General features: G+C 67.9%; 20 protein-coding genes and 1 tRNA gene. 8 read left to right on the forward strand and 13 right to left on the reverse strand.

Annotated features, from left to right (window positions below; translation table 11 throughout):
* Nucleotides 1-20: 20 nt before the first annotated feature.
* Complete coding sequence (purD, locus tag QMO76_RS24670; protein WP_306363709.1) at nt 21-1,304, reverse strand: phosphoribosylamine--glycine ligase; 1,284 nt, start codon at nt 1,302-1,304, stop codon at nt 21-23.
* Between the two features lie 103 nt (nt 1,305-1,407).
* Here purD and QMO76_RS24675 point away from each other — a divergent pair, with 103 nt between their 5' ends.
* Nucleotides 1,408-1,785 (forward strand): PH domain-containing protein, encoded by a 378-nt coding sequence (locus QMO76_RS24675; RefSeq protein ID WP_306363710.1) that lies wholly within the window; start codon nt 1,408-1,410, stop codon nt 1,783-1,785.
* A 4-nt stretch (nt 1,786-1,789) separates the two neighbouring features.
* Here QMO76_RS24675 and QMO76_RS24680 read toward each other — a convergent pair whose 3' ends face one another.
* Nucleotides 1,790-2,236, reverse strand: a complete 447-nt coding sequence (locus tag QMO76_RS24680; RefSeq protein WP_306363711.1) for an SRPBCC family protein — start codon at nt 2,234-2,236, stop codon at nt 1,790-1,792.
* A gap of 123 nt (nt 2,237-2,359) precedes the next feature.
* Between QMO76_RS24680 and QMO76_RS24685 the strand changes: the two genes are divergently transcribed.
* Nucleotides 2,360-2,785 (forward strand): HIT family protein, encoded by a 426-nt coding sequence (locus QMO76_RS24685; RefSeq protein WP_306363712.1) that lies wholly within the window; start codon nt 2,360-2,362, stop codon nt 2,783-2,785.
* A gap of 263 nt (nt 2,786-3,048) precedes the next feature.
* Nucleotides 3,049-3,450 (forward strand): RlpA-like double-psi beta-barrel domain-containing protein, encoded by a 402-nt coding sequence (locus QMO76_RS24690; protein WP_306363713.1) that lies wholly within the window; start codon nt 3,049-3,051, stop codon nt 3,448-3,450.
* Nucleotide 3,451: 1 nt separating this feature from the next.
* Here QMO76_RS24690 and QMO76_RS24695 read toward each other — a convergent pair whose 3' ends face one another.
* On the reverse strand, nt 3,452-5,026 hold the full coding sequence (locus QMO76_RS24695) for a trehalose-6-phosphate synthase (protein WP_306363714.1): 1,575 nt from the start codon (nt 5,024-5,026) through the stop codon (nt 3,452-3,454).
* A 66-nt stretch (nt 5,027-5,092) separates the two neighbouring features.
* The gene (locus QMO76_RS24700) at nt 5,093-5,263 is read right to left on the reverse strand and encodes a hypothetical protein (protein ID WP_169334996.1); all 171 of its coding nucleotides are present in this window, start codon (nt 5,261-5,263) and stop codon (nt 5,093-5,095) included.
* Nucleotides 5,264-5,461: 198 nt separating this feature from the next.
* Between QMO76_RS24700 and QMO76_RS24705 the strand changes: the two genes are divergently transcribed.
* The 3 genes from QMO76_RS24705 to QMO76_RS24715 all read left to right on the forward strand — a co-directional run bounded on the left by QMO76_RS24705 (nt 5,462) and on the right by QMO76_RS24715 (nt 6,965).
* Nucleotides 5,462-6,295 (forward strand): alpha/beta fold hydrolase, encoded by an 834-nt coding sequence (locus QMO76_RS24705; protein WP_306363892.1) that lies wholly within the window; start codon nt 5,462-5,464, stop codon nt 6,293-6,295.
* A 140-nt stretch (nt 6,296-6,435) separates the two neighbouring features.
* The gene (locus tag QMO76_RS24710) at nt 6,436-6,678 is read left to right on the forward strand and encodes an MbtH family protein (RefSeq protein WP_019931522.1); all 243 of its coding nucleotides are present in this window, start codon (nt 6,436-6,438) and stop codon (nt 6,676-6,678) included.
* Between the two features lie 212 nt (nt 6,679-6,890).
* Nucleotides 6,891-6,965: transfer RNA gene (locus QMO76_RS24715), tRNA-Thr, on the forward strand.
* An 18-nt stretch (nt 6,966-6,983) separates the two neighbouring features.
* Here the strand turns inward: QMO76_RS24715 and QMO76_RS24720 are convergent.
* The gene (locus tag QMO76_RS24720; protein ID WP_306363715.1) at nt 6,984-7,433 is read right to left on the reverse strand and encodes a hypothetical protein; all 450 of its coding nucleotides are present in this window, start codon (nt 7,431-7,433) and stop codon (nt 6,984-6,986) included.
* Nucleotides 7,434-7,635: 202 nt separating this feature from the next.
* Here QMO76_RS24720 and cyaB point away from each other — a divergent pair, with 202 nt between their 5' ends.
* Nucleotides 7,636-8,367 carry a class IV adenylate cyclase gene (gene cyaB, locus QMO76_RS24725; RefSeq protein WP_306363716.1) on the forward strand — a complete coding sequence of 244 codons (732 nt, stop codon included), beginning with the start codon at nt 7,636-7,638 and terminating at the stop codon, nt 8,365-8,367.
* A 202-nt stretch (nt 8,368-8,569) separates the two neighbouring features.
* Nucleotides 8,570-9,310, forward strand: a complete 741-nt coding sequence (locus QMO76_RS24730; RefSeq protein WP_306363717.1) for a VOC family protein — start codon at nt 8,570-8,572, stop codon at nt 9,308-9,310.
* 8 nt (nt 9,311-9,318) lie between these two features.
* On the opposite strand, the gene QMO76_RS24735 is transcribed toward QMO76_RS24730, so the two are convergent.
* From QMO76_RS24735 to QMO76_RS24770, 8 genes are read right to left on the reverse strand one after another with little or no spacing between them, the layout of a single operon-like run.
* Nucleotides 9,319-10,302 carry an oxidoreductase gene (locus QMO76_RS24735; RefSeq protein WP_306363718.1) on the reverse strand — a complete coding sequence of 328 codons (984 nt, stop codon included), beginning with the start codon at nt 10,300-10,302 and terminating at the stop codon, nt 9,319-9,321.
* Nucleotides 10,303-10,345: 43 nt separating this feature from the next.
* Nucleotides 10,346-10,837, reverse strand: coding sequence for a h domain protein (locus QMO76_RS24740; RefSeq protein ID WP_306363719.1), 492 nt, complete (start codon nt 10,835-10,837; stop codon nt 10,346-10,348).
* Nucleotides 10,834-11,697 (reverse strand): hypothetical protein, encoded by an 864-nt coding sequence (locus QMO76_RS24745; RefSeq protein ID WP_306363720.1) that lies wholly within the window; start codon nt 11,695-11,697, stop codon nt 10,834-10,836. The genes QMO76_RS24740 and QMO76_RS24745 overlap by 4 nt, the downstream gene beginning before the upstream one ends.
* Nucleotides 11,694-13,136: an MCE family protein gene (locus QMO76_RS24750; RefSeq protein ID WP_306363721.1), complete on the reverse strand. Its 1,443-nt coding sequence runs from the start codon at nt 13,134-13,136 to the stop codon at nt 11,694-11,696. The genes QMO76_RS24745 and QMO76_RS24750 overlap by 4 nt, the downstream gene beginning before the upstream one ends.
* The gene (locus QMO76_RS24755) at nt 13,133-14,356 is read right to left on the reverse strand and encodes an MCE family protein (RefSeq protein ID WP_372342068.1); all 1,224 of its coding nucleotides are present in this window, start codon (nt 14,354-14,356) and stop codon (nt 13,133-13,135) included. The genes QMO76_RS24750 and QMO76_RS24755 overlap by 4 nt, the downstream gene beginning before the upstream one ends.
* Nucleotides 14,356-15,594: an MCE family protein gene (locus QMO76_RS24760; RefSeq protein ID WP_306363722.1), complete on the reverse strand. Its 1,239-nt coding sequence runs from the start codon at nt 15,592-15,594 to the stop codon at nt 14,356-14,358. Before QMO76_RS24760 ends, QMO76_RS24755 begins: the two co-directional genes overlap by 1 nt.
* A complete protein-coding gene (locus QMO76_RS24765) occupies nt 15,591-16,664 on the reverse strand; it encodes an MCE family protein (protein WP_306363723.1) in 1,074 nt (357 codons plus the stop codon). The genes QMO76_RS24760 and QMO76_RS24765 overlap by 4 nt, the downstream gene beginning before the upstream one ends.
* Entirely contained in the window at nt 16,661-17,635 is a 975-nt protein-coding gene (locus QMO76_RS24770; RefSeq protein ID WP_372342078.1) for an MCE family protein, read from the reverse strand. Before QMO76_RS24770 ends, QMO76_RS24765 begins: the two co-directional genes overlap by 4 nt.
* Nucleotides 17,636-17,667 lie beyond the last annotated feature (32 nt).

Here is a 17,667-nt window from a genome sequence, read left to right on the forward strand (position 1 = left end):
GGAACAGGTGTGCGGTGGCCTCAGACGGCGGTGGGCACCGTGATCCGGTTCTCGGTGGCCGCCAGGGCGATATCGGTGCGGAAGTGGCTGCCCGGCAGCTTGATTCCGCCCAGGCGCGCGTAGGCGTTCGCGCGCGCCTCGTCGAGATCGGCACCGTGGCCGACGATCGACAGCACCCGGCCGCCCGCCGACACCAGCGCCCCGTCGTCGCGCTGCGCGGTGCCCGCGTGCAGCACCTCGGATTCGGTTCCGGTACCGGCGGATTCGGCTCCGCTGATGACATCGCCGGTGCGCGGCCGCCCCGGGTAGTTCTCGGCGGCCAGCACGACCGTGACGGCGGCGCCGTCCTTCCAGCGCGGCGATTCGACGCGGTCCAGGGTGCCGGTGGCGGTGGCGTTCAGCAGTTCGCCGAGCGGGCTGTCGAGCATGGCCAGCACCGCCTGGGTCTCGGGATCGCCGAAGCGGCAGTTGAATTCGACCACCGCCGGACCGGCCTGGCCGATGGCGAGACCGGCGTACAGCAGCCCGGAGAACGGCGTCCCCCGGCGAACCATTTCGGCCGCAACGGGTTTCACCACCTCGTCGACGATGGCGGTGACGGTCCGCTCCGGCAGCCACGGCAGCGGGGTGTACGCGCCCATCCCGCCGGTATTGGGCCCGGTGTCCCCGTCGCCCACCCGCTTGTGATCCTGCGCGGGCAGCAGCGGCACCACGGTCTCCCCGTCGACCAGGCAGAACAGCGATACCTCGGGACCGTCCAGGAACGATTCCAGCAGCACCGGATGGCCCATCTCCAGGCATTCGGCGGCATGGTCGCGCGCGGCGGATCGATCCGCGGTCACCACCACGCCCTTACCGGCGGCCAGCCCGTCGTCCTTGACCACCCAGGTCGGCCCGAACCGGTCCAGCGCCGCGTCGAGTTCCCCGGGGCTGTCCACGACCTCGCTGTGCGCGGTCCGCACCCCGGCCGCGTTCATGACGTCCTTGGCGAACGCCTTGGACCCCTCGATCCGCGCGGCCGCGGCGGACGGTCCGAAGCAGGCGATCCCGGCCGAACGCACCGCGTCGGCGACGCCGAGCACCAGCGGCACCTCGGGTCCGATCACCACCAGATCGGCCTCGATGTCGCGCGCCAGCGCCACCACCTCGTCACCGGAGCAGGGGTCGACCGACCGGATGTCGGCGTGCTGGGCGATGCCCGCGTTGCCGGGCGCCGCGTACAGCGCGGTCACCGCCGGGTCCCGCCGCAGGGCCAGGACGAGGGCATGTTCACGGGCACCGGAGCCGATGACGAGTACGCGCACGCGCAACAGCTTAGGTGACGTCGGTTCGGTGCGTTTCAGCCCTCCGGCAGGGATGATGGGGGTGACAGCCGCCACCGCGATCGCGCGAAGGATGTGCAGGCCGATGGGCTTGATCGACGGACTGATGGGCAATGCCGGACGCATCGATCCGAACTCCGCACAACAGGAGTACGCGAAGCTGTTCGGACAGGGCGAACAGGTGTACGCGGCGTACCTGCTGGTGCGCGACGCGATCCTGTTCACGAATCGGCGACTGATCATCGTCGACAAACAGGGCATGACGGGCCGCAAGGTGAGCTATCACAGCATCCCGTACCGGGCCATCACCCACTTCACGGTGGAGACCGCGGGCACCTTCGACCTGGACGCCGAACTGTGCATCTGGATCGGCGGCTCCCCGGAGCCGGTGCAGAAGCGCTTCAACCGACAGGTGGACATCTACGAGGTGCAGAGCATCCTCTCGCACTTCGTGGCGGTCTGACCGGTCAGGCTTCGGCCGCGGCGGCGATATCGTCGAGGTCGCGCCGCACCAGCCTGCGCGTCGCACGCTCGAACAGTTTGCCGAAGATCCCGGCCAGCTTGGCCGCCGGACCCTCGGCCTCCCCGCCGAACGTCATGGACAGCAGCGTGCCCTCACCCTGCGGCGCGACGGTGATGACCGAGGTGAAATGGGTGCCGCGGGAATCGGCTTCGACGGTGTAGGAGCGGCCGGGGTCGATGGCCGTCACCGTCATGGTCTCGGTGCTCCGCTTGCCGAGCATGGTCCGGGTCTCCCGCCAGGCGGTGCCGACCTCGAATCCGGCGCCGCCGCCGACCCGTTCGACCTTGTCGACGCCCTTCATCACCTCGGCGGCCCGGTCGATATCGGTGACCACGGCCCAGACCCGTTCGGGCGGCGCGGCGATCTCGCGGGTAACGCTGATGGTCGGCATGGCCTGGTCTCCTCGGCGCGGTGGCGGGATGCTCGAGGCGAGTGTAGGCGCGCGCGACGACAAGCCGCGGCTGCCGCGCGGACGGTCGCCACCCGGCCCGGGCGGCGCGCGTACGCTGCCGCTATGGCTTCTGTTTTCTCCGCAATCATCTCCGGCCAGCTTCCCGGCCGGTTCGTGTGGGAGGACGACGAATTCGTCGCATTCCTGACCATCGCCCCCGTCACCCAGGGGCACACGCTGGTGGTGCCGCGCAAGGAGATCGACCAGTGGCAGGACCTCGACCCGGAAACCTTCGCGCGCATGACCGCGGTGGCCCAGAAGATCGGCAAGGCGGTGCGGGCGGCCTGGGACGCGCCCCGCGCCGGTCTGCTCATCGCCGGACTGGAGGTGCCGCACCTGCACATGCACGTCTTCCCCGCCTTCGAGCTCGGTGATTTCGACATCTCCGGAGCCGACACCGACCCGAGCAAGGAATCCCTCGACGAGGCCCAGGCCAAGATCAAGCAGGCGCTGCGCGATCTGGGCTACGGGGCCAACGTCCCCGAGTAGGCTCGCCGCACCGCCCAGCCCGTCGTCCCCGCCCGCGCGGGGGTGGCGGGCTGTCTCGTGATCATCGTGCGCCGAGTGTCCGGGAATTCCGTGGACGTTGGCTGGGAGTTTCCTGGGAACGCTCCGGCCGGTGTGGCTCTTCGAGTTCTCCCGGCTCGCCCGGCGATCTGACTGACCGGTATTTGACCAACCTGGATCGCCGACCGTTCGGCCCGGGCCTCCCTACGATCGGATGTCGGATACCGAGCCGGAGGGAGAACGACATGCGGGGCAAATCGACTGCCGCCGGGGCCGCGGCACTGGCAGCACTCGTGTTCGGGGCACCGGCCCACGCACAGACGGAGTTCAGCGTCAAGGGCGGCTGGGCCGGCTGGTACAACTATGCTGGCTACGGCGCATGCGGTACCGCGATCAACGCCGAGTCCCAGCTGTTGGCGGCCGTACCCACCGCGCTGTGGACGACCGCCGATTCGAATGACGATCCACTCTGTCAGCGCGGCGTCGAGGTCACCTATGAGGGCCGAACGATCAGGGCGCCGATTCTGGACCGATGCGTGAGCTGCGCCGGTGACAAGATCGAGCTGAGCCAGGCCGCTTTCCAGATTCTGGAGAGCGATCTCGGCGTCGGACAGATCCAGGTCGACTGGCGGGTGGTATCCCTCTAGCTCAGCGGCGCGGTGACGGATCCACGTCGTCGTCGGAGAGCAGGGCGCTGCCCGCGACGCGGTCCTGGGCCAGGGCGTCGAGGAAGGCGCGGGCCCAACGGTCGACGTCGTGGGTGAGGACCTGGCGGCGCATCGACCGCATCCGGCGGCGGCGGACGTCGCGGTCGTCGTTGACGGCGGCGAGGATGGCCTCCTTGACGCTCTCCAGGTCGTGCGGGTTGCACAGGTAAGCCTGGCGCAATTCGCCTGCCGCGCCGGTGAATTCACTCAGCACCAGCGCGCCGTTCAGGCCGCCCTGGCAGGCCACGTACTCCTTGGCCACCAGGTTCATGCCGTCGCGCAGCGGTGTCACCACCATGACGTCGGCGGCCACGAAGAACGCGATCAGCTCCTCGCGCGGAATCGGGCGGTGCAGGTAGTGCACCACCGGGTGGCCCACCTGGGCGAACTCGCCGTTTATGCGGCCGACCTGGCGTTCGATATCGCCGCGCATCTGGATGTAGGACTCCACCCGCTCCCGGCTCGGGGTGGCCAGCTGCACCATGACCAGCTCGGCGGGGTCGATCTTCCCCTCGTGCAGCAGCTCCTCCAGCGCGGCGAGGCGGATATCGATGCCCTTGGTGTAGTCCAAGCGGTCGACGCCGAGCAGGACGGTCTTCGGATTGCCCAGTTCCGCACGGATTTTCGCGGCCCGCTCGCGTACCGAGCGGCGACGCGAGTGCTCGTCCAGTTCGGTCGAGGCGATGGAGATGGGGAACGCGCCGACCCGCACGGTGCGGAAACCCACCTGCACCACACCCATTTTCGAGCGCACGCCCACGGTGCCGCGCGAGGTCGGCTGCCCCGCGAGGCGGCGGGCCAGATACAGGAAGTTCTGCGCGCCGCCGGGCAGATGGAAGCCGATGAGGTCCGCGCCGAGCAGGCCCTCCACGATCTCGGTGCGCCAGGGCATCTGCATGAACAGTTCCACCGGCGGGAATGGAATGTGCAGGAAGAAACCGATGGTCAGATCCGGGCGCAGCATGCGCAGCATCTTCGGCACCAGTTGTAGCTGGTAGTCCTGCACCCATACGGTCGCGCCCTCGGCCGCCACCTTCGCGGTGTGCTCGGCGAAGCGGCGGTTCACCTGGACGTAGGCCTGCCACCACTGCCGGTCGTAGACCGGCCGCACGATCACGTCGTGGTACAGCGGCCACAGCGTGGCATTGGAGAAGCCCTCGTAGTAGTCGGCCACCTCCTCGGCCGACAGCGGCACCGGGAACAGGTCCAGCCCGTCCTCGGTGATCGGGTCCACGTCCACGTCCGGAACACCGGCCCAGCCGACCCATGCGCCCTTGTTGCTGCGCAGCACGGGCTCCAGCGCCGTCACCAGACCGCCCGGACTGCGCTTCCAGCGGGTGCTGCCGTCCGGAAGGCGTTCCAGGTCGACCGGCAGCCGATTCGCGACGACCACGAATCCGGAACCCGCGCCCTCATCGGGAATGAGTGCCCCCGGGCCGCGGTAGGCCGCGGGGACACCGTCGAGCTCGTCGGGCTCGGTGTCCGGATCGTGCTGGGAGTCGTCGGTCTGATTCATCGGTCCACTCGATTCCTTTGCCCGTTCGCAGGGAGCCCGTTGTAGTTGTCGGTAGTCGAACCCGCCTCAGTCGGCCCGGTTGCTCGGGCCGATGCCGAGCATCGACAGCAGCATGCGGCATTCGTCGGCGTCCGCGGCGTAGGCGGCCACGACGCGCTGAGCCTGGCGGGCGGTTTCGTCGGCGAGCGGCTCGAGATCGTCGTCCGCGATGTCGTTGGCGCTGCTCTTCGCGGCCATCATCGTGTCCTCTCGGATGTCTGTGCACAGGTTATGAGGTGTCCATGGTATCCGCACCCCGGAGGTGAACCGTCCGCTCGGTGCAGATGAGGTCGGAACGCCGGTGGTCGGAAACGTCGCGCGCCCCGCGGGCTATACGGTGGAGGTGCAGACGACAGGCGAATGCACGAGATCGAAGTGATGAAGGGGTCGATGTCCATGCCGTTGGCCACGGTGAACGGAATTTCGCTGAACTACCAGGTCAAGGGCGACCGCGCCAAGGGCACCGACGTCAAGGGCGGGGGTCCGCTGGTCGTCATGATCATGGGCACCGGCAGCCCGGGGCGGGTGTGGGAGCTGCACCAGACGCCCGCGCTGGTGGCCGCCGGGTACCGGGTGTGCACCTTCGACAATCGCGGGATCGCCCCGTCCTTCGAGGCCGCCGACGGCATGACCATCGACGATCTGGTGCGTGACACCGCGGCGCTCATCGAATTCCTGGACGAGGGTCCGGCGCTGGTGGCGGGCACCTCCATGGGTGCGCGGGTCGCCCAGGAGCTCGCGCTCGCCCGCCCCGAGCTGGTGCGCAAGGCGGTGTTCATGGCCGGGCACGGCCGGCTCGACCAGTTCCAGAAGACGCTGTCGCTGGGTGAGCACGAACTCGACGCCAGCGGGGTCACGCTGCCCGCCAAGTACGACGCCGCCCTCACCGCCGTCATGAACCTCTCCCCGGCCACCATGGCGGACCCGAACGCGGCCCGCGACTGGCTGGACCTGTTCGAGTTCACCGGCGGCCCGGTCTCGCCAGGTGTGCGCGCGCAGCGCCGTATGGACCACGACTTCGACCGCTTGGCCGCCTACCGTGCCATCGCGGTGCCCTGTCTGTCCATCGGTTTCGCCGATGACCGAATGATTCCCCCGTACCTGTCCCGGGAGGTCGCCGAGGCCATCCCGGGTGCGCGCTACCAGGAGGTTCCCGACGCCGGCCACTTCGGCTACCTGGAGCGCCCGGAGGCCGTGAACAAGATCCTGCTCGATTTCTTCGCCGCATGAAGGTAACCGCCAACGCGTAACGCTCGCCTTGCTAGGGTCGAATCAACGTCGGGGGTTCGTTCGACGCTCGTGGCTGACAACCGAGCGGAGCGCGTTCCACCAGCGTTCCCGTACACAGCGCCAGTATCCAGTGAGGTGAAATGAGCACCAATCCCTTCGACGACGAAGACGGCCGGTTCTTCGTCCTGGTCAACGACGAGGAACAGCACTCCCTGTGGCCGGCTTTCGCCGAGGTCCCGGCCGGGTGGCGAGTCGTGTTCGGCGAGGACAGCCGCGCCGCCTGCGTCGAGTACGTCGAGAAGAACTGGACGGATATGCGTCCGAAGAGCCTGCGCGACGCCATGGCGGCAGATGACGCGGCCCGTCAGGCCGCTCAGTCCTGACAGTCGGCGAACAGCCACGGCGGCGCTCGCACCGAGCGCCGCACCATGAGGGATACAGGGTTACCCGCGCAGAAACGGTTGAACCGGATGCGGCCGCATGACACTTCGCGTGGCATGCGGCCGGTTCGGTAGCCGTTCTCGTGCTTGGGCATCCCAGCTGGAACCGGTTTCCGCGCAGCCGGTCCATCCAGTTATGATGTCCCCGCTTTCCCGCCTCCTTAGCTCAGTGGTAGAGCACTCGCCTTGTAAGCGAAAGGTCGTCGGTTCAATCCCGACAGGGGGCTCCAACAGGCCGCTACGCGGCGCTAGCGCGCGTGGGTCTCCTCAGGTGTCACGGTAACCACGTCCACCCGCTCCACCAGGGAGTCGGGTATACGCCCGCCCTCGAAGTGCTCCGGTCCCGGGACTATGACCGCCTCCGCGTCCAAGCGGGTCACCTGCGCCTTCAGCCGTGCCAGTGGCGGGCGGCCGAACTTCGGGTCGTGGACGACCATGTCGGCGAAGTCGTAGCCGAGGCGGGCTGCGAGCTGCCGAATTCGACTCTGATCCGACAACAGGCTACGACCGGATACATCGGTCCTCGAGTACCCCAATGCCGTTGGCCGATGGCCCATCGTCTGCCTCTGCTCGTAGTGGTCCGTGCGGCCCTGGGGGCCGTTGAACGCCAGGACCCCTCGCCTGTCGTCCGGCTCGGTTCCGGTGCTGCGCAACTCCAGTACGCCGCCCGGGAACAGATACAACCGTGAATGCTCCATGGCCACCTCTCCGCATCTACAGTGATCGACCCGTCAGAACTCCTGAAGTAGGCCAAATCGGCTGATGAACAGGCAATTACACGCGGGGATCTCAGCTGCCGACCTGGTAATCTCATCGTGAGATAGTCGACGCTTCCTACGGGCAGCATGGGAGTGAAATGGCAGCGGACGTGCTCGCTTCGATCGCCGTTCCACCAGCTGTGTGGGATCGCGATCAGACTCGGACGATGCTGGGCCGACGAGACATCGCAGCGCTGCTCCACACGGTTCAACAGCACACTGGCGCGAGCCAGCATCGTCTGGCCATGGCCTTGGGAATGTCGCGAGGACGTGTGAACGAGCTGATCAACAGACGACGGAACCTGACCAGCTGATCGAAGCCGAATTCAAGGCGCGCCTGCTCGACGTCGATTCCGTTCGTCGGCGGCTCGAGCGCCTCGCGACGCCCGACGTGGTCCGATATCACGACGTCTACTTCGACCAACCCGACGAGTTGTTGACCAAGTCCGACCGAGAGTTACGGCTCCGAACAATCGTCGGCGATCGCGGTTCGAAGCACGTGCTGACATTCAAGGACGCGACGGTCGACCCGGAAACCGGCTCGAAACCCGAGCACGAGACCGTGATCGAAGACCGCGACGCGGCCGAGTCGATCATCGTCCGCCTCGGGTACCGCCCGAGAATCGCCTTCACGAAGGACTGCGAGAACTACACCTTCACAATGGCCGGGCGGCAGATGATCGCCACCGTGGTGATGGTCCCCGAGATAGACGGCGTCTTCCTGGAGTTGGAGACGCAGGTGTCCGGTCAGGACGAGCTGCCGCATGCGCTGGCGGATCTGCGTGATGCACTCGCGGATCTCGGTGTGGGCGACGACCAGCTGACCACCGAGCTGTACACGACCGCTGTCGCGGACAGCCGACGGCGGCGGTAGTCGTCCGGTGCAAACACCGGTCCGGACGCGATCGAATTCCACCACAATGAAGTGCGTGCTGACCATTCGTGGCATCTCGTACCTCGTCGACGGCGTCGCCGCGGATTCCGTGCGGGCGGATTTGCAGGTGATCGAGACCCGCCCGATCGGGACAACATTGAGTTAGGATCACCTAACTTGCTGTCGTTGTTCGGGAGAGCCCATGTCAGAGCACGCGGTCGCCTTCGACCATTTCATTCACTGGGTGGACGACATCGACGCCGCGATGGCGTCCTATCGGGATGGTGGCTTCCCGGTCCGGGATGCGCTCGCGATGCCGGGGTTTCGCAATGCCGTCTGGGGCGTCGACGACGAGCGCTACGTCGAACTCGCCACGGTGGATGACTGGGACGCCGTGGCCACCTCCAAGTACGCGGGGAGCCTGGCGATCCTCAGGCCCGCGATCGACGCGCTGTCCGCGCCCGGTCCATTGACCTTCGCGGTGGACGTGCCGGACGCGCGGGCGACCGCGGCCCGGTTGCGCGCGGCGGGATACGCGGTCGACGACATCGAGGTGCGCTTCGAGGAGCAGGGCGTGGGCTTCGTCGAGGTGTTCGTCCGCGACGCGCCCGCGTTCTTTCCCTTCTTCATCACCTATGACCCGCCGCGTGCCGAGATCGCCCGCATGCGCGCCGAGCATCGGGCGGCCGAGGGCGTCCACGCCGACGACTCCCCCGATCTGGTCGCCGTGCTGGCCCGCAGCACCGAACCGGAGGCCGATGCCCGCCTGCTCGCGGAGTTCCTCGGGTGCCCCGTCAGCGGCTCGACGGTGACTCTTCCCGGTGCCGAGGTTCGATTCGAGGAAGGCGCTACCACCGGACTGTACGGAATCGCGGTCAGCGGCCTCGCCCCGGCGGCAACGCCGACCGAGGTAGCTGGAATGGCGATCATCGCCGAGCGGTAGCACGCCCGCTAGCCGACGGAGTAACCCGTCTCCAGATCGCCGACCGATTCGGAGAAGCGGAAGCTGACGCCGGTGAGTTGCTCGGACTTCTCCCACAGCCGCGCCGCGAGTTCCGGGTCGTCGGCTCCCGGGGTGGGCGGCTTGCGGATCGGGTAGCCCTTGAAGCGGCCCGTCGGGCCGAAGAACTCGCCGCCGCGCACGCTCGGGTCTACGGCCGCCCGCAGCGTGGGCAGCGCGCCCATCTCGGGGGTCTGCTTCAGCGAATCGAAGAACCACTTGAAGGCCGGGCGGGACAGGAAGCGGACGACCGGGCCCAGATTCTGTTCGAAATCGGATTGGGCGACACCGGGATTCGCCATTGCCGCGACCAGCCTGGCGTCGGTGCCGTTGAGGCGGCGCTGCAATTCGGCGATGAAGAGCTGCACCGCCAGTTTGGACTGCGCGTAGGCGTGCAGGCCGCGGTAGTCCCGGCGCTCGAAGAACAGGTCGTCGACGTCCACGGCGTCCATGGACTTGCCGAACGCGCCGCTGGTGACCGATACGACCCGGGCGGCGGGCGCGGCAAGCAGGCGGTCGAGCAGCAGGCCGGTGAGCGCGAAGTGGCCGAGATGATTGGTGGCGATGGTGATTTCGAAATCGTCCTCGGTGCGCTCCGGCCGCATGGCGGCGGTGCCCGCGTTGTTGATCAGCAGATCGATGTGCGCGAACCGGTCGCGAAGCTGCCGCGCCGCCGCGTGCACCGATGCCTGCGCGGCGAGATCCAGTTCCACCAGCGACAATTCGGCATCGGGTGCGCCGACGCGAATGGAATCGGCCACCAACTCGGCCTTGTCGAGATTGCGACAGGCCAGCACCACGTGCGCCCCGCTGTCGGCGAGCAGGAAGGCCGTGGCCACGCCGAGTCCGGCACTGGCTCCGGTGACGACGGCGACGCGGCCGTGCAGATCCGGTATGTCGGCCGCGGTCCACTGCGGCTGCTGTGTCTTGCCCACGCGATCTTCCTGAGTCCTAAGGTCTTTCGCTGACCTCAGCACTCTAGATCGGGTCGACGTCGGCCACCAGCCAGCGACCGTCCTCGCGGTCCAGTTGCACCTTCAGGCGGCTGGCGTCGTAGGTGCCCTTGGCGGGATCCTTGCCGGTGCTGCGCTGGTTCAGGAAGATCATGACCTCGGTGTGGTCGGCCTCGGCCCTGATCACGCCGCTGCCGGTCACGGTGGCCTGCACCACGAGTTCCTTCTCCTTCGCGCCCGGCGCGAGAACGGTTTCGGTCACCTTCTTCCAGTCGGCCTTGAAGTCATCGGTCATATCCTCGGTGACCTCGGCCATCTGGGTGTCGATGGTCTTGAAGTTGTAGCCGAACATGCCCTCCACCGCACGGCGGGCAACCACCAGCGAATCCTCCCGAGCCTGTTCGGCCCGCTGATCCCGCAGGTACCCGTAACCCACCCAGGAGCCGACCGCCACGGCGGCGACGAGCAGCAGGCAGGCGCCGATCAGCAGGTAGCGGTCACGCGATCGCGCGCTCATATCACCATCTCCATCCGCGTCGCGGCCAAACCCTTGTCGGTGTGGGCGATGGTCACCCGGAACCGGAACTGCCGCTGCTGCGGCCCTTCCGCACCGGCATTGGTGAGGGTCTGCTTGACGGCCACCAGCACGATGGCGGAGTGATCATCGGAGCTCTCGATGGCGGCGTCGATGACCTCGCCCTTGGCGCGCACCTCCGCCTTCTGCACGATTCCGGCGTAATCGTCCTTGCGCTGGTCGTATTCGGCGGCCAGCTCACCCGAGGTCACCTCGAGCACCCGCTTGATGTCGTCGGAGGCGGTATCGGCACTGATATTGGTGATGTTGAGCATGGCCTGCTTGGCCGTCTGCACGTAGTCGGCGCGCAGGGCGTTGTCCGCGGCGATCTCACCGCGCAGGTGCACGAGGTAGCCGGTGCCGCCCATGAGCACCACGGCCAGCAGCACCGCGGCCACCGCCACGATCCGCTGCCAACCGACGCCCGCGGCCGAAGGAGCTGCGGGCCCCTCGGACGCGACGGTCGTCGGCGCGGACGGACCCGGGGAAACCGCGTCCGCCGCGGCGGGTGGCTGCGGAACCGATTCGGCCCCATCGCCTTCCGCGGCCTTGTCGAGCAGCACCGGCTGGGCGGTCAACGGTTCGGCCGACTCGGTCTGCCCGTCGCGCGCCACGGGTTCGGTGGCCGTGGTCTCTTCAGGCTTGCCGAGTTCGACGGTGGCCGTCGCCTCGACGGTCCCGCCCGCTGCCGACGCGGTGGCCTCGGGCACCCGTGAGGTGCCGGCCGCCGCTTCCGGCGGCGGCCCCTCCGAGCGCACCGCGCGCCGCCGGTTTCGGTTCGTCACCCCACCGGTATCACTCATCGCATCTGCTCCTGCACCATCGCTGTCAGACTCGTCGGGATCACCCCGGAGCCGTCCGGTCCGATATTGGCCTGACGGTACATGCGGCCGTCGGGTCCGAGCACGGTCCCGGTACGCGGATCGTACGACCGCGTCTCGACCGACGCCGGTTGGGTCGCGCCGGCCGGAGCGCCGGGCGCACCGCCCTGCGGCTGCTCACCGGCATCGCCCGACGGCGCCACCGGATTCGGCGGGCCGAAGGGCGGATTGTCGCCCAGCGGCACGAATCCCCGCGGATCCCGGCAGAGTTCCGGGGTGGGCGCGCGCTTGCCGGGAACCTCCATGCAGGGGGTGTTGCGGATTCCGCGAACCGCGAACGGCGCATCCTGCGAGACCTTGCAGTACAGCCCGCCCGGGGTGTCCGGCGCATCCCGCAGTGCGGCCGAACGCCGCTGATCGGCGGGCAGGAAGCCGGTGGTACAGCCCTGCGGGTCGTTGACGCTGACCATGAAGTCGACCATGGCCCCGTACTCGAGCGGACCGTTGAGCGCGACCGTCAGCAGCGCTCCGACCAGCGGCGGGAAGACGACCAGCAGCTGTTCGACGCCCGGATCGTAGATGTAGCTGACCTGTGCGACGCTGGCGAGATTGCGTGCGAGCAGCGGCAGCGTCGGATTCAGGTCCTGGAAGAGCCGGGTGGCGCTGGTGGCCGCGCCCGGGGTCTTGCTGAGCACATTGCGCAGCGCCGGATCGTGTTCGCGCAGTTGATCGGTCAGCGTGGCCAGATCCGCGGTCCACGATCGGATCGCGGCATCGGATTCGATCTGGGTGTCCAGCAGCGGGCCGATCTGATCGATCAGGGCCTTGGTGGCCTCGGAGTTGTTCCGCGCCTCCTGGACGAGCAGGGAAGCGGAGTCGAGGAAGCGCTGCAGATCCGGCCCGGCACCGTTGAACGCCCGGAAGGCGTCGTCGATGACCTGCCGCAGCTTGGTGTCGGCGACGCTGTTCAGCAGCCGATCGGTCTGTTCGAGCAGCGTGCCGACGTCCTGCGGCAGTTTCGTGCGTTCCACCGGGATGACCGAGCCGTCGGACAGGGTGCCGCCCGTGGTGTTCTCGGCCGGAAGCAGGTCCACGTACTGCTCGCCGACCGCCGACACGCTGCGCACCCAGGCGTCCACGTCGGCGGGGATCTTGTAGTCGCTGTCGATCGAGAGTTCGGCGTTCACGCCCTCCGGCGTCAGCCGCACCGCCGTCACCTCGCCGACGGTCGTACCGCGATAGGTCACATTGGCGTTCTCGTACAGCCCGCCGGTCGCGGCCAGTCGCACCGTCACGTCGTAGCGGCCGATGCCGACCATGGCGGGCAGTTGCACGTACGTACCGCTCATCACGGTGATGCCGATGACCGTCAGCACCGAGAAGATGACCAGCTGGATCTTGACGAAGCGCGTGAGTTTCACTGTCCACTCCCCTGCGGCACGGTGAGCCCCGGAATAGCGGGCAGCCCCGGAATCGGCGGCAGCCCGGGAATACTCGGCTCGGGTGCCTGCGACTCCGGCCGGGGGTTCAGTGGCGCGGTACGCGGGTCGACCGGCTCGCCGGGGGTGCCGCCCAGCTGTCCGAGCGCACCCTCGACGCCGCCGAAGCGCGGACCGAGCGGCGTTCCGGTGAGGAAGTTCTTGGACAGCCGCGCCGCGGTGAGATCGTAGGTGATCTTCACATTGAGGTAGTCGCCGCGCACCGCGCCGTCCAGGTTCTTCAGCGAGAACGGGAAGGTGAGCAGCATGTCCAGCGCCGCACTGAGATTCGTGCCGGTATCGGCGATCTCCTGTAGCAGCGGCCAGAGATTGGCCAGCTCGGCGGTGAGGTGATCACCGCCGTTGTCCACGATGCGCGACACCACGTCGCTGAGCCCACCCAGCGCGGTCAGCGCATGGGTGATGTTCTCCCGGCGGTCGGCGAGCACGGTCAGCGCCGGATGGATGTTCTCGATGGCCGCGACCACCTGATCCTGTTGCTGCGCCAGGATTCCGGCGAACCGATCCAGTCCGCCCATGGCGGCGATGATGTCGTTGGTCTGCGCGTCGAGCGAGGTGACGAGCGTGTTCAGCTGCGGCAGCAGTTCGCGGATGGCTTCGGTGTCGGTGCTCAGCGCGGTGTTCAGTTCCTTGGTGATGGTCTCCAGCTGGCTGATGCCGCCGCCGTTGAGCACCACCGAGAGCGAGGACAGCGTCTGCTCGGTGGTCGGGTACGCGCCCGCCCGCTCCAGCGGGATGACGTCACCGGGCCGCAATTCGCCCTGTGCCGGAACGTCGGTCGGCGCGGCCAGTTCGAGATGGTTGCTGCCGAGCAGGCTGGTCTGACCGATCTTGGCCGTGGCGTTCGCGGGCAGCTTCACATCCTGCTCGAGGCTCACGGTGACCAGCGCGTGCCAGCCCTCCACCTCGATGCCGGTCACCGAGCCGACCGCGACATCGTGGACGCGGACCGGCGAATTGCGGGTCAGCGTCGTGACATTCGGCATCTGGATCTTGACCTCCCACGCGCCCGCGCCGGTGCCCTCCGCACCCGGCATGGGCAGCGAGTTCAGGCCGTCCCACTGACATCCGGTGGCGCCCAGGGCGACAGCGACTCCGATCGCCATGCCCGCCATTCGGGTGCGGCCGAGGATGCGCATCATCAGTTGCCTCCCGGAACGGCCAGTTCGGCGATGCTGCTCGGCACCGTGACCCCGCCGGCCGCGGCCTCGACCTCCGGCGTGCTGTACACCAGCTGCTCCGGATAGGCGGTCGCATTGGTCGGCGTGCTGAGCATGAGCGGCGGATAGTTCATGGCCATGTTGTTCAGCACCGGGCCGAGCATGGTCGCGCACAGGTCCGCGCTCTTGTCGGAGTCGTTGGTTTCCAGCGCCTCGACCGACCCGCACAGGAAGCTGATCGGGTCGGCGAAGTTGGTGAGCACCGGATAGCCGGTCAGCGACCCCTGGGCCGGTTTGTAGATCTGATAGAAGTTGACCAGGGCGGTGGGGCCGGAGTGCAGCACCCGCTCCACCTCGGGCCGTTTGTCCACCAGCAGCTGGGTCACCTCGCTGAGCCGCTGCACGCTCTCGGTCAGCGCGCCGCCGCGGGCGTCGATGAACCGCTGCACATCCGCGACCGCGATGTCCAGGTTCTCCAGTCCCGCACCGAGATCGGTGGACACTCCGGCCAGCACCGAGGAGACCGAGGCGAGCCGCCCACCGAACTGCACGATCTGGTCGTTGCTCTTGGACAGCACGTCCACGAACTGCTGCAGGTTGCGAATGGTGGCGAACAGATCGGTGCGGCCGTCGGACAGCGTGGTCAGCGCGCTGGACAGCTCCCGCAGGGTATCGCGGAACGCCTCGCCGTTGCCGTCGAGATTGTCGGCGGCGGTGTCGACGAACCGGCCGAAGGAGCCCTGCTCGTCATCGCCCACCGGTCCGAGGGTTGTCGCCAGCTTGGACAGTTCGGTTTTGATGTCGTCCCATTCCACCGGAATGGCGGTGCGCTCGATCGGGATGGTCCCGCCGTCGGCCAGCTTGTCGCCGCCGGTGTAGGCCGGGGCCAGCTGGATGAACCGCGCCGACACCAGCGAGGGCGACACGATGACGGCCTTGGCGTCGGCGGGCAGGTCCACCCCCCGGTCGATGGTCATCCGCACCGTGACCCGCTCGGCGCCCGGATCGACGGAATCGATGGTGCCGACCCGCACGCCGAGCACCCGCACCTGGTCACCGGCGTACAGACCGCTGGTGGACGGGAAGTGCGCGGTGATCTGGGTTTTGCCGATCCGGCTCACCGCCGGGTACGCGAGCGCGCCGGCCACCGCGATCAGCGCGACCAGGGCGACGCCCCACGTCCACCGTGGCAGCTGTCCGACGTTCTTCAGTGCGTTCATTTTCCGGGCTCCGTCAGTGCGGGATACAGGCCGGGAGGCTGCTGCGGGCTGTTGTCGAGGTAGGAGCGCAGGTCCTCGGGCAGATGTTCGGGCCACACCAGGGCGTCGACCAGCGGCTGCAATCCCTTGCTGGTCGCGTTGGAGATGTATGCCTGGAAGTACGGGCCGCCGCCCACCTGCTCGCCAAGCGCGCCCGCGTAGGGTCCGAGGGCGTCGAGGGCGTCGGAGAGGTTCTGCTCGTTGCGTTGCAGCAGCCCCAGCACCGAGTTCAGCCGGTCCAGCGTGGGTCGCAGCTGGGCCTCGTTGTCGTTGACGAATCCGGTGAGCTGCTGGGCCAGTTGGTTGACGTACTGGATCAGCTGGCCGAGCGCGGCCCGCCGGGCGTCCAGCTCGCCGAGCAGCTGGTTGCCGTCGACGAGCAGGGCGCTGATCTTGGCGGCCCGATCGGACAGCACCTGGGTGACGCCCTGGGCCTTGCTCAGCAGTTCGGTGAGCGCCTGGTCGCGGGTGTTGATGCTGCGCGACAGGGCGGTGATGCCGTCCAGGGCCGACCGCAACGGCGCGGGCGTATCGGCGAAGGTCTCCGACAGCGCGTCGAGCGTGGTGTTCACCTGCTCCATGTCCAGGCCGTGCACGGTGGTGGCGAGCTCGCCCAGCGCGTCGTTGAGCGAGTACGGAGAGGTGGTGCGCGCCAAGGGAATCGGCTCGTCCATGCGCAGGCGGCCGGTACCGGCCGGGGTGACCTCGAGGGATTTGCGGCCGAGCACCGTATTGGTCTTGATGGCGGCGCTGGTCCGGTCCCCCAGCGTGATGTCCCCGTCGATGCTGAATCGCACGAGTACCCGCGCGCCGTCCAGCCGCACGTCCTCCACCCGGCCGGACCGCACGCCCGCCACCTGGACCTGGTCGCCGGGCACCAGGCCGCCCGCGTCGCCGAAGTGGGCGGTGTACTGGATGCCGGAGGCCAGGAACGGCAATCGGTCGAACTGGAGCGAGGCCAGTGAGACGGTGACCGCCAGCACGATGCCGACGATGCCCACATTGATCACCGATGAGCGCTGTCCGTTCACTTCGCACACCTCCCGGTGGTCTGCGCGCCGGGCAGTTTGAGGAACAGCGGATTGCCGTCGGGGCCGTCGACCAGGAAGTCGGTGCCGCAGACGTAGATGTTCAGGAACGATCCGTAGGAGCCGATGCGCACCAGCTTCTTGTAGGCGTCCGGCAGGTTCTGGATGATCCATTCGATATCGCCGGATTGATCGTCGATGCTCGTGGCGGTACGACCCAGCTGGTTGATGGTCTCCTTGAGATCCGGCCGGGCCTGGGTGAGCAGACCGGTGAGATCACCTGTCGCCCCGGCGATTCGGGGGATGGCGTCCCCGATGGGGTCCTTGTCGGCGGCCAGACCGCTGACCAGCCGCTGCAATTCGTCCAGCGTGGTAGCGAATTCCCGATCACGATCGTCGATGGTGGCCAATACCGTCTTCAGATTCTCGATCACACTGCCGATCAGGGCATCTCGCTCGGACAGCGTCTTGGCGAAGGAACCGGAGCTGTTCAGCAGCGACACCAGGGTGCCGCCCTGGCCCTGGAAGATCTGCAGCAGCGCCTCGGTGAGATCGTTGATCTGCGCCGGATCCAGACCGCGCAGCAGGGGCTTCATCCCGCCCAGCAGCATGTCCAGATCCAGTGCGGGCTTGGTGCGATCGGTGCCCATGGTCGCGCCCTCCCGCATCACCTCCGCCGTGCCGGGACCCTCCAGCAGCTCCAGGTACCGGTCGCCGACCAGGTTCTCGTAGCGGATGGCGGCGGTGGTGCTCTGGTAGAGCCGGTACTTGCGGTCCACGTCGAATTCGACGTGGGCCAGATTGTCCTCGCCCACTCTCACCGAGGTCACCGAGCCGACCGGCACTCCGGCGATGCGCACCTTCGCGCCCGGCAGCATGCCCGACGAGCTGGTGAACACGGCGTTGTAGGCGTACTCGCGGGAGAACCGCATCTGGCTGAACACCACGCCGAGCATGCCCAGGATCAACACCATCACCAGGGTGAACAGCCCGAGTTTGACGGTGA

The sequence above is a fragment of the Nocardia sp. CC227C genome (assembly GCF_030767025.1).
Lineage (GTDB): Bacteria > Actinomycetota > Actinomycetes > Mycobacteriales > Mycobacteriaceae > Nocardia.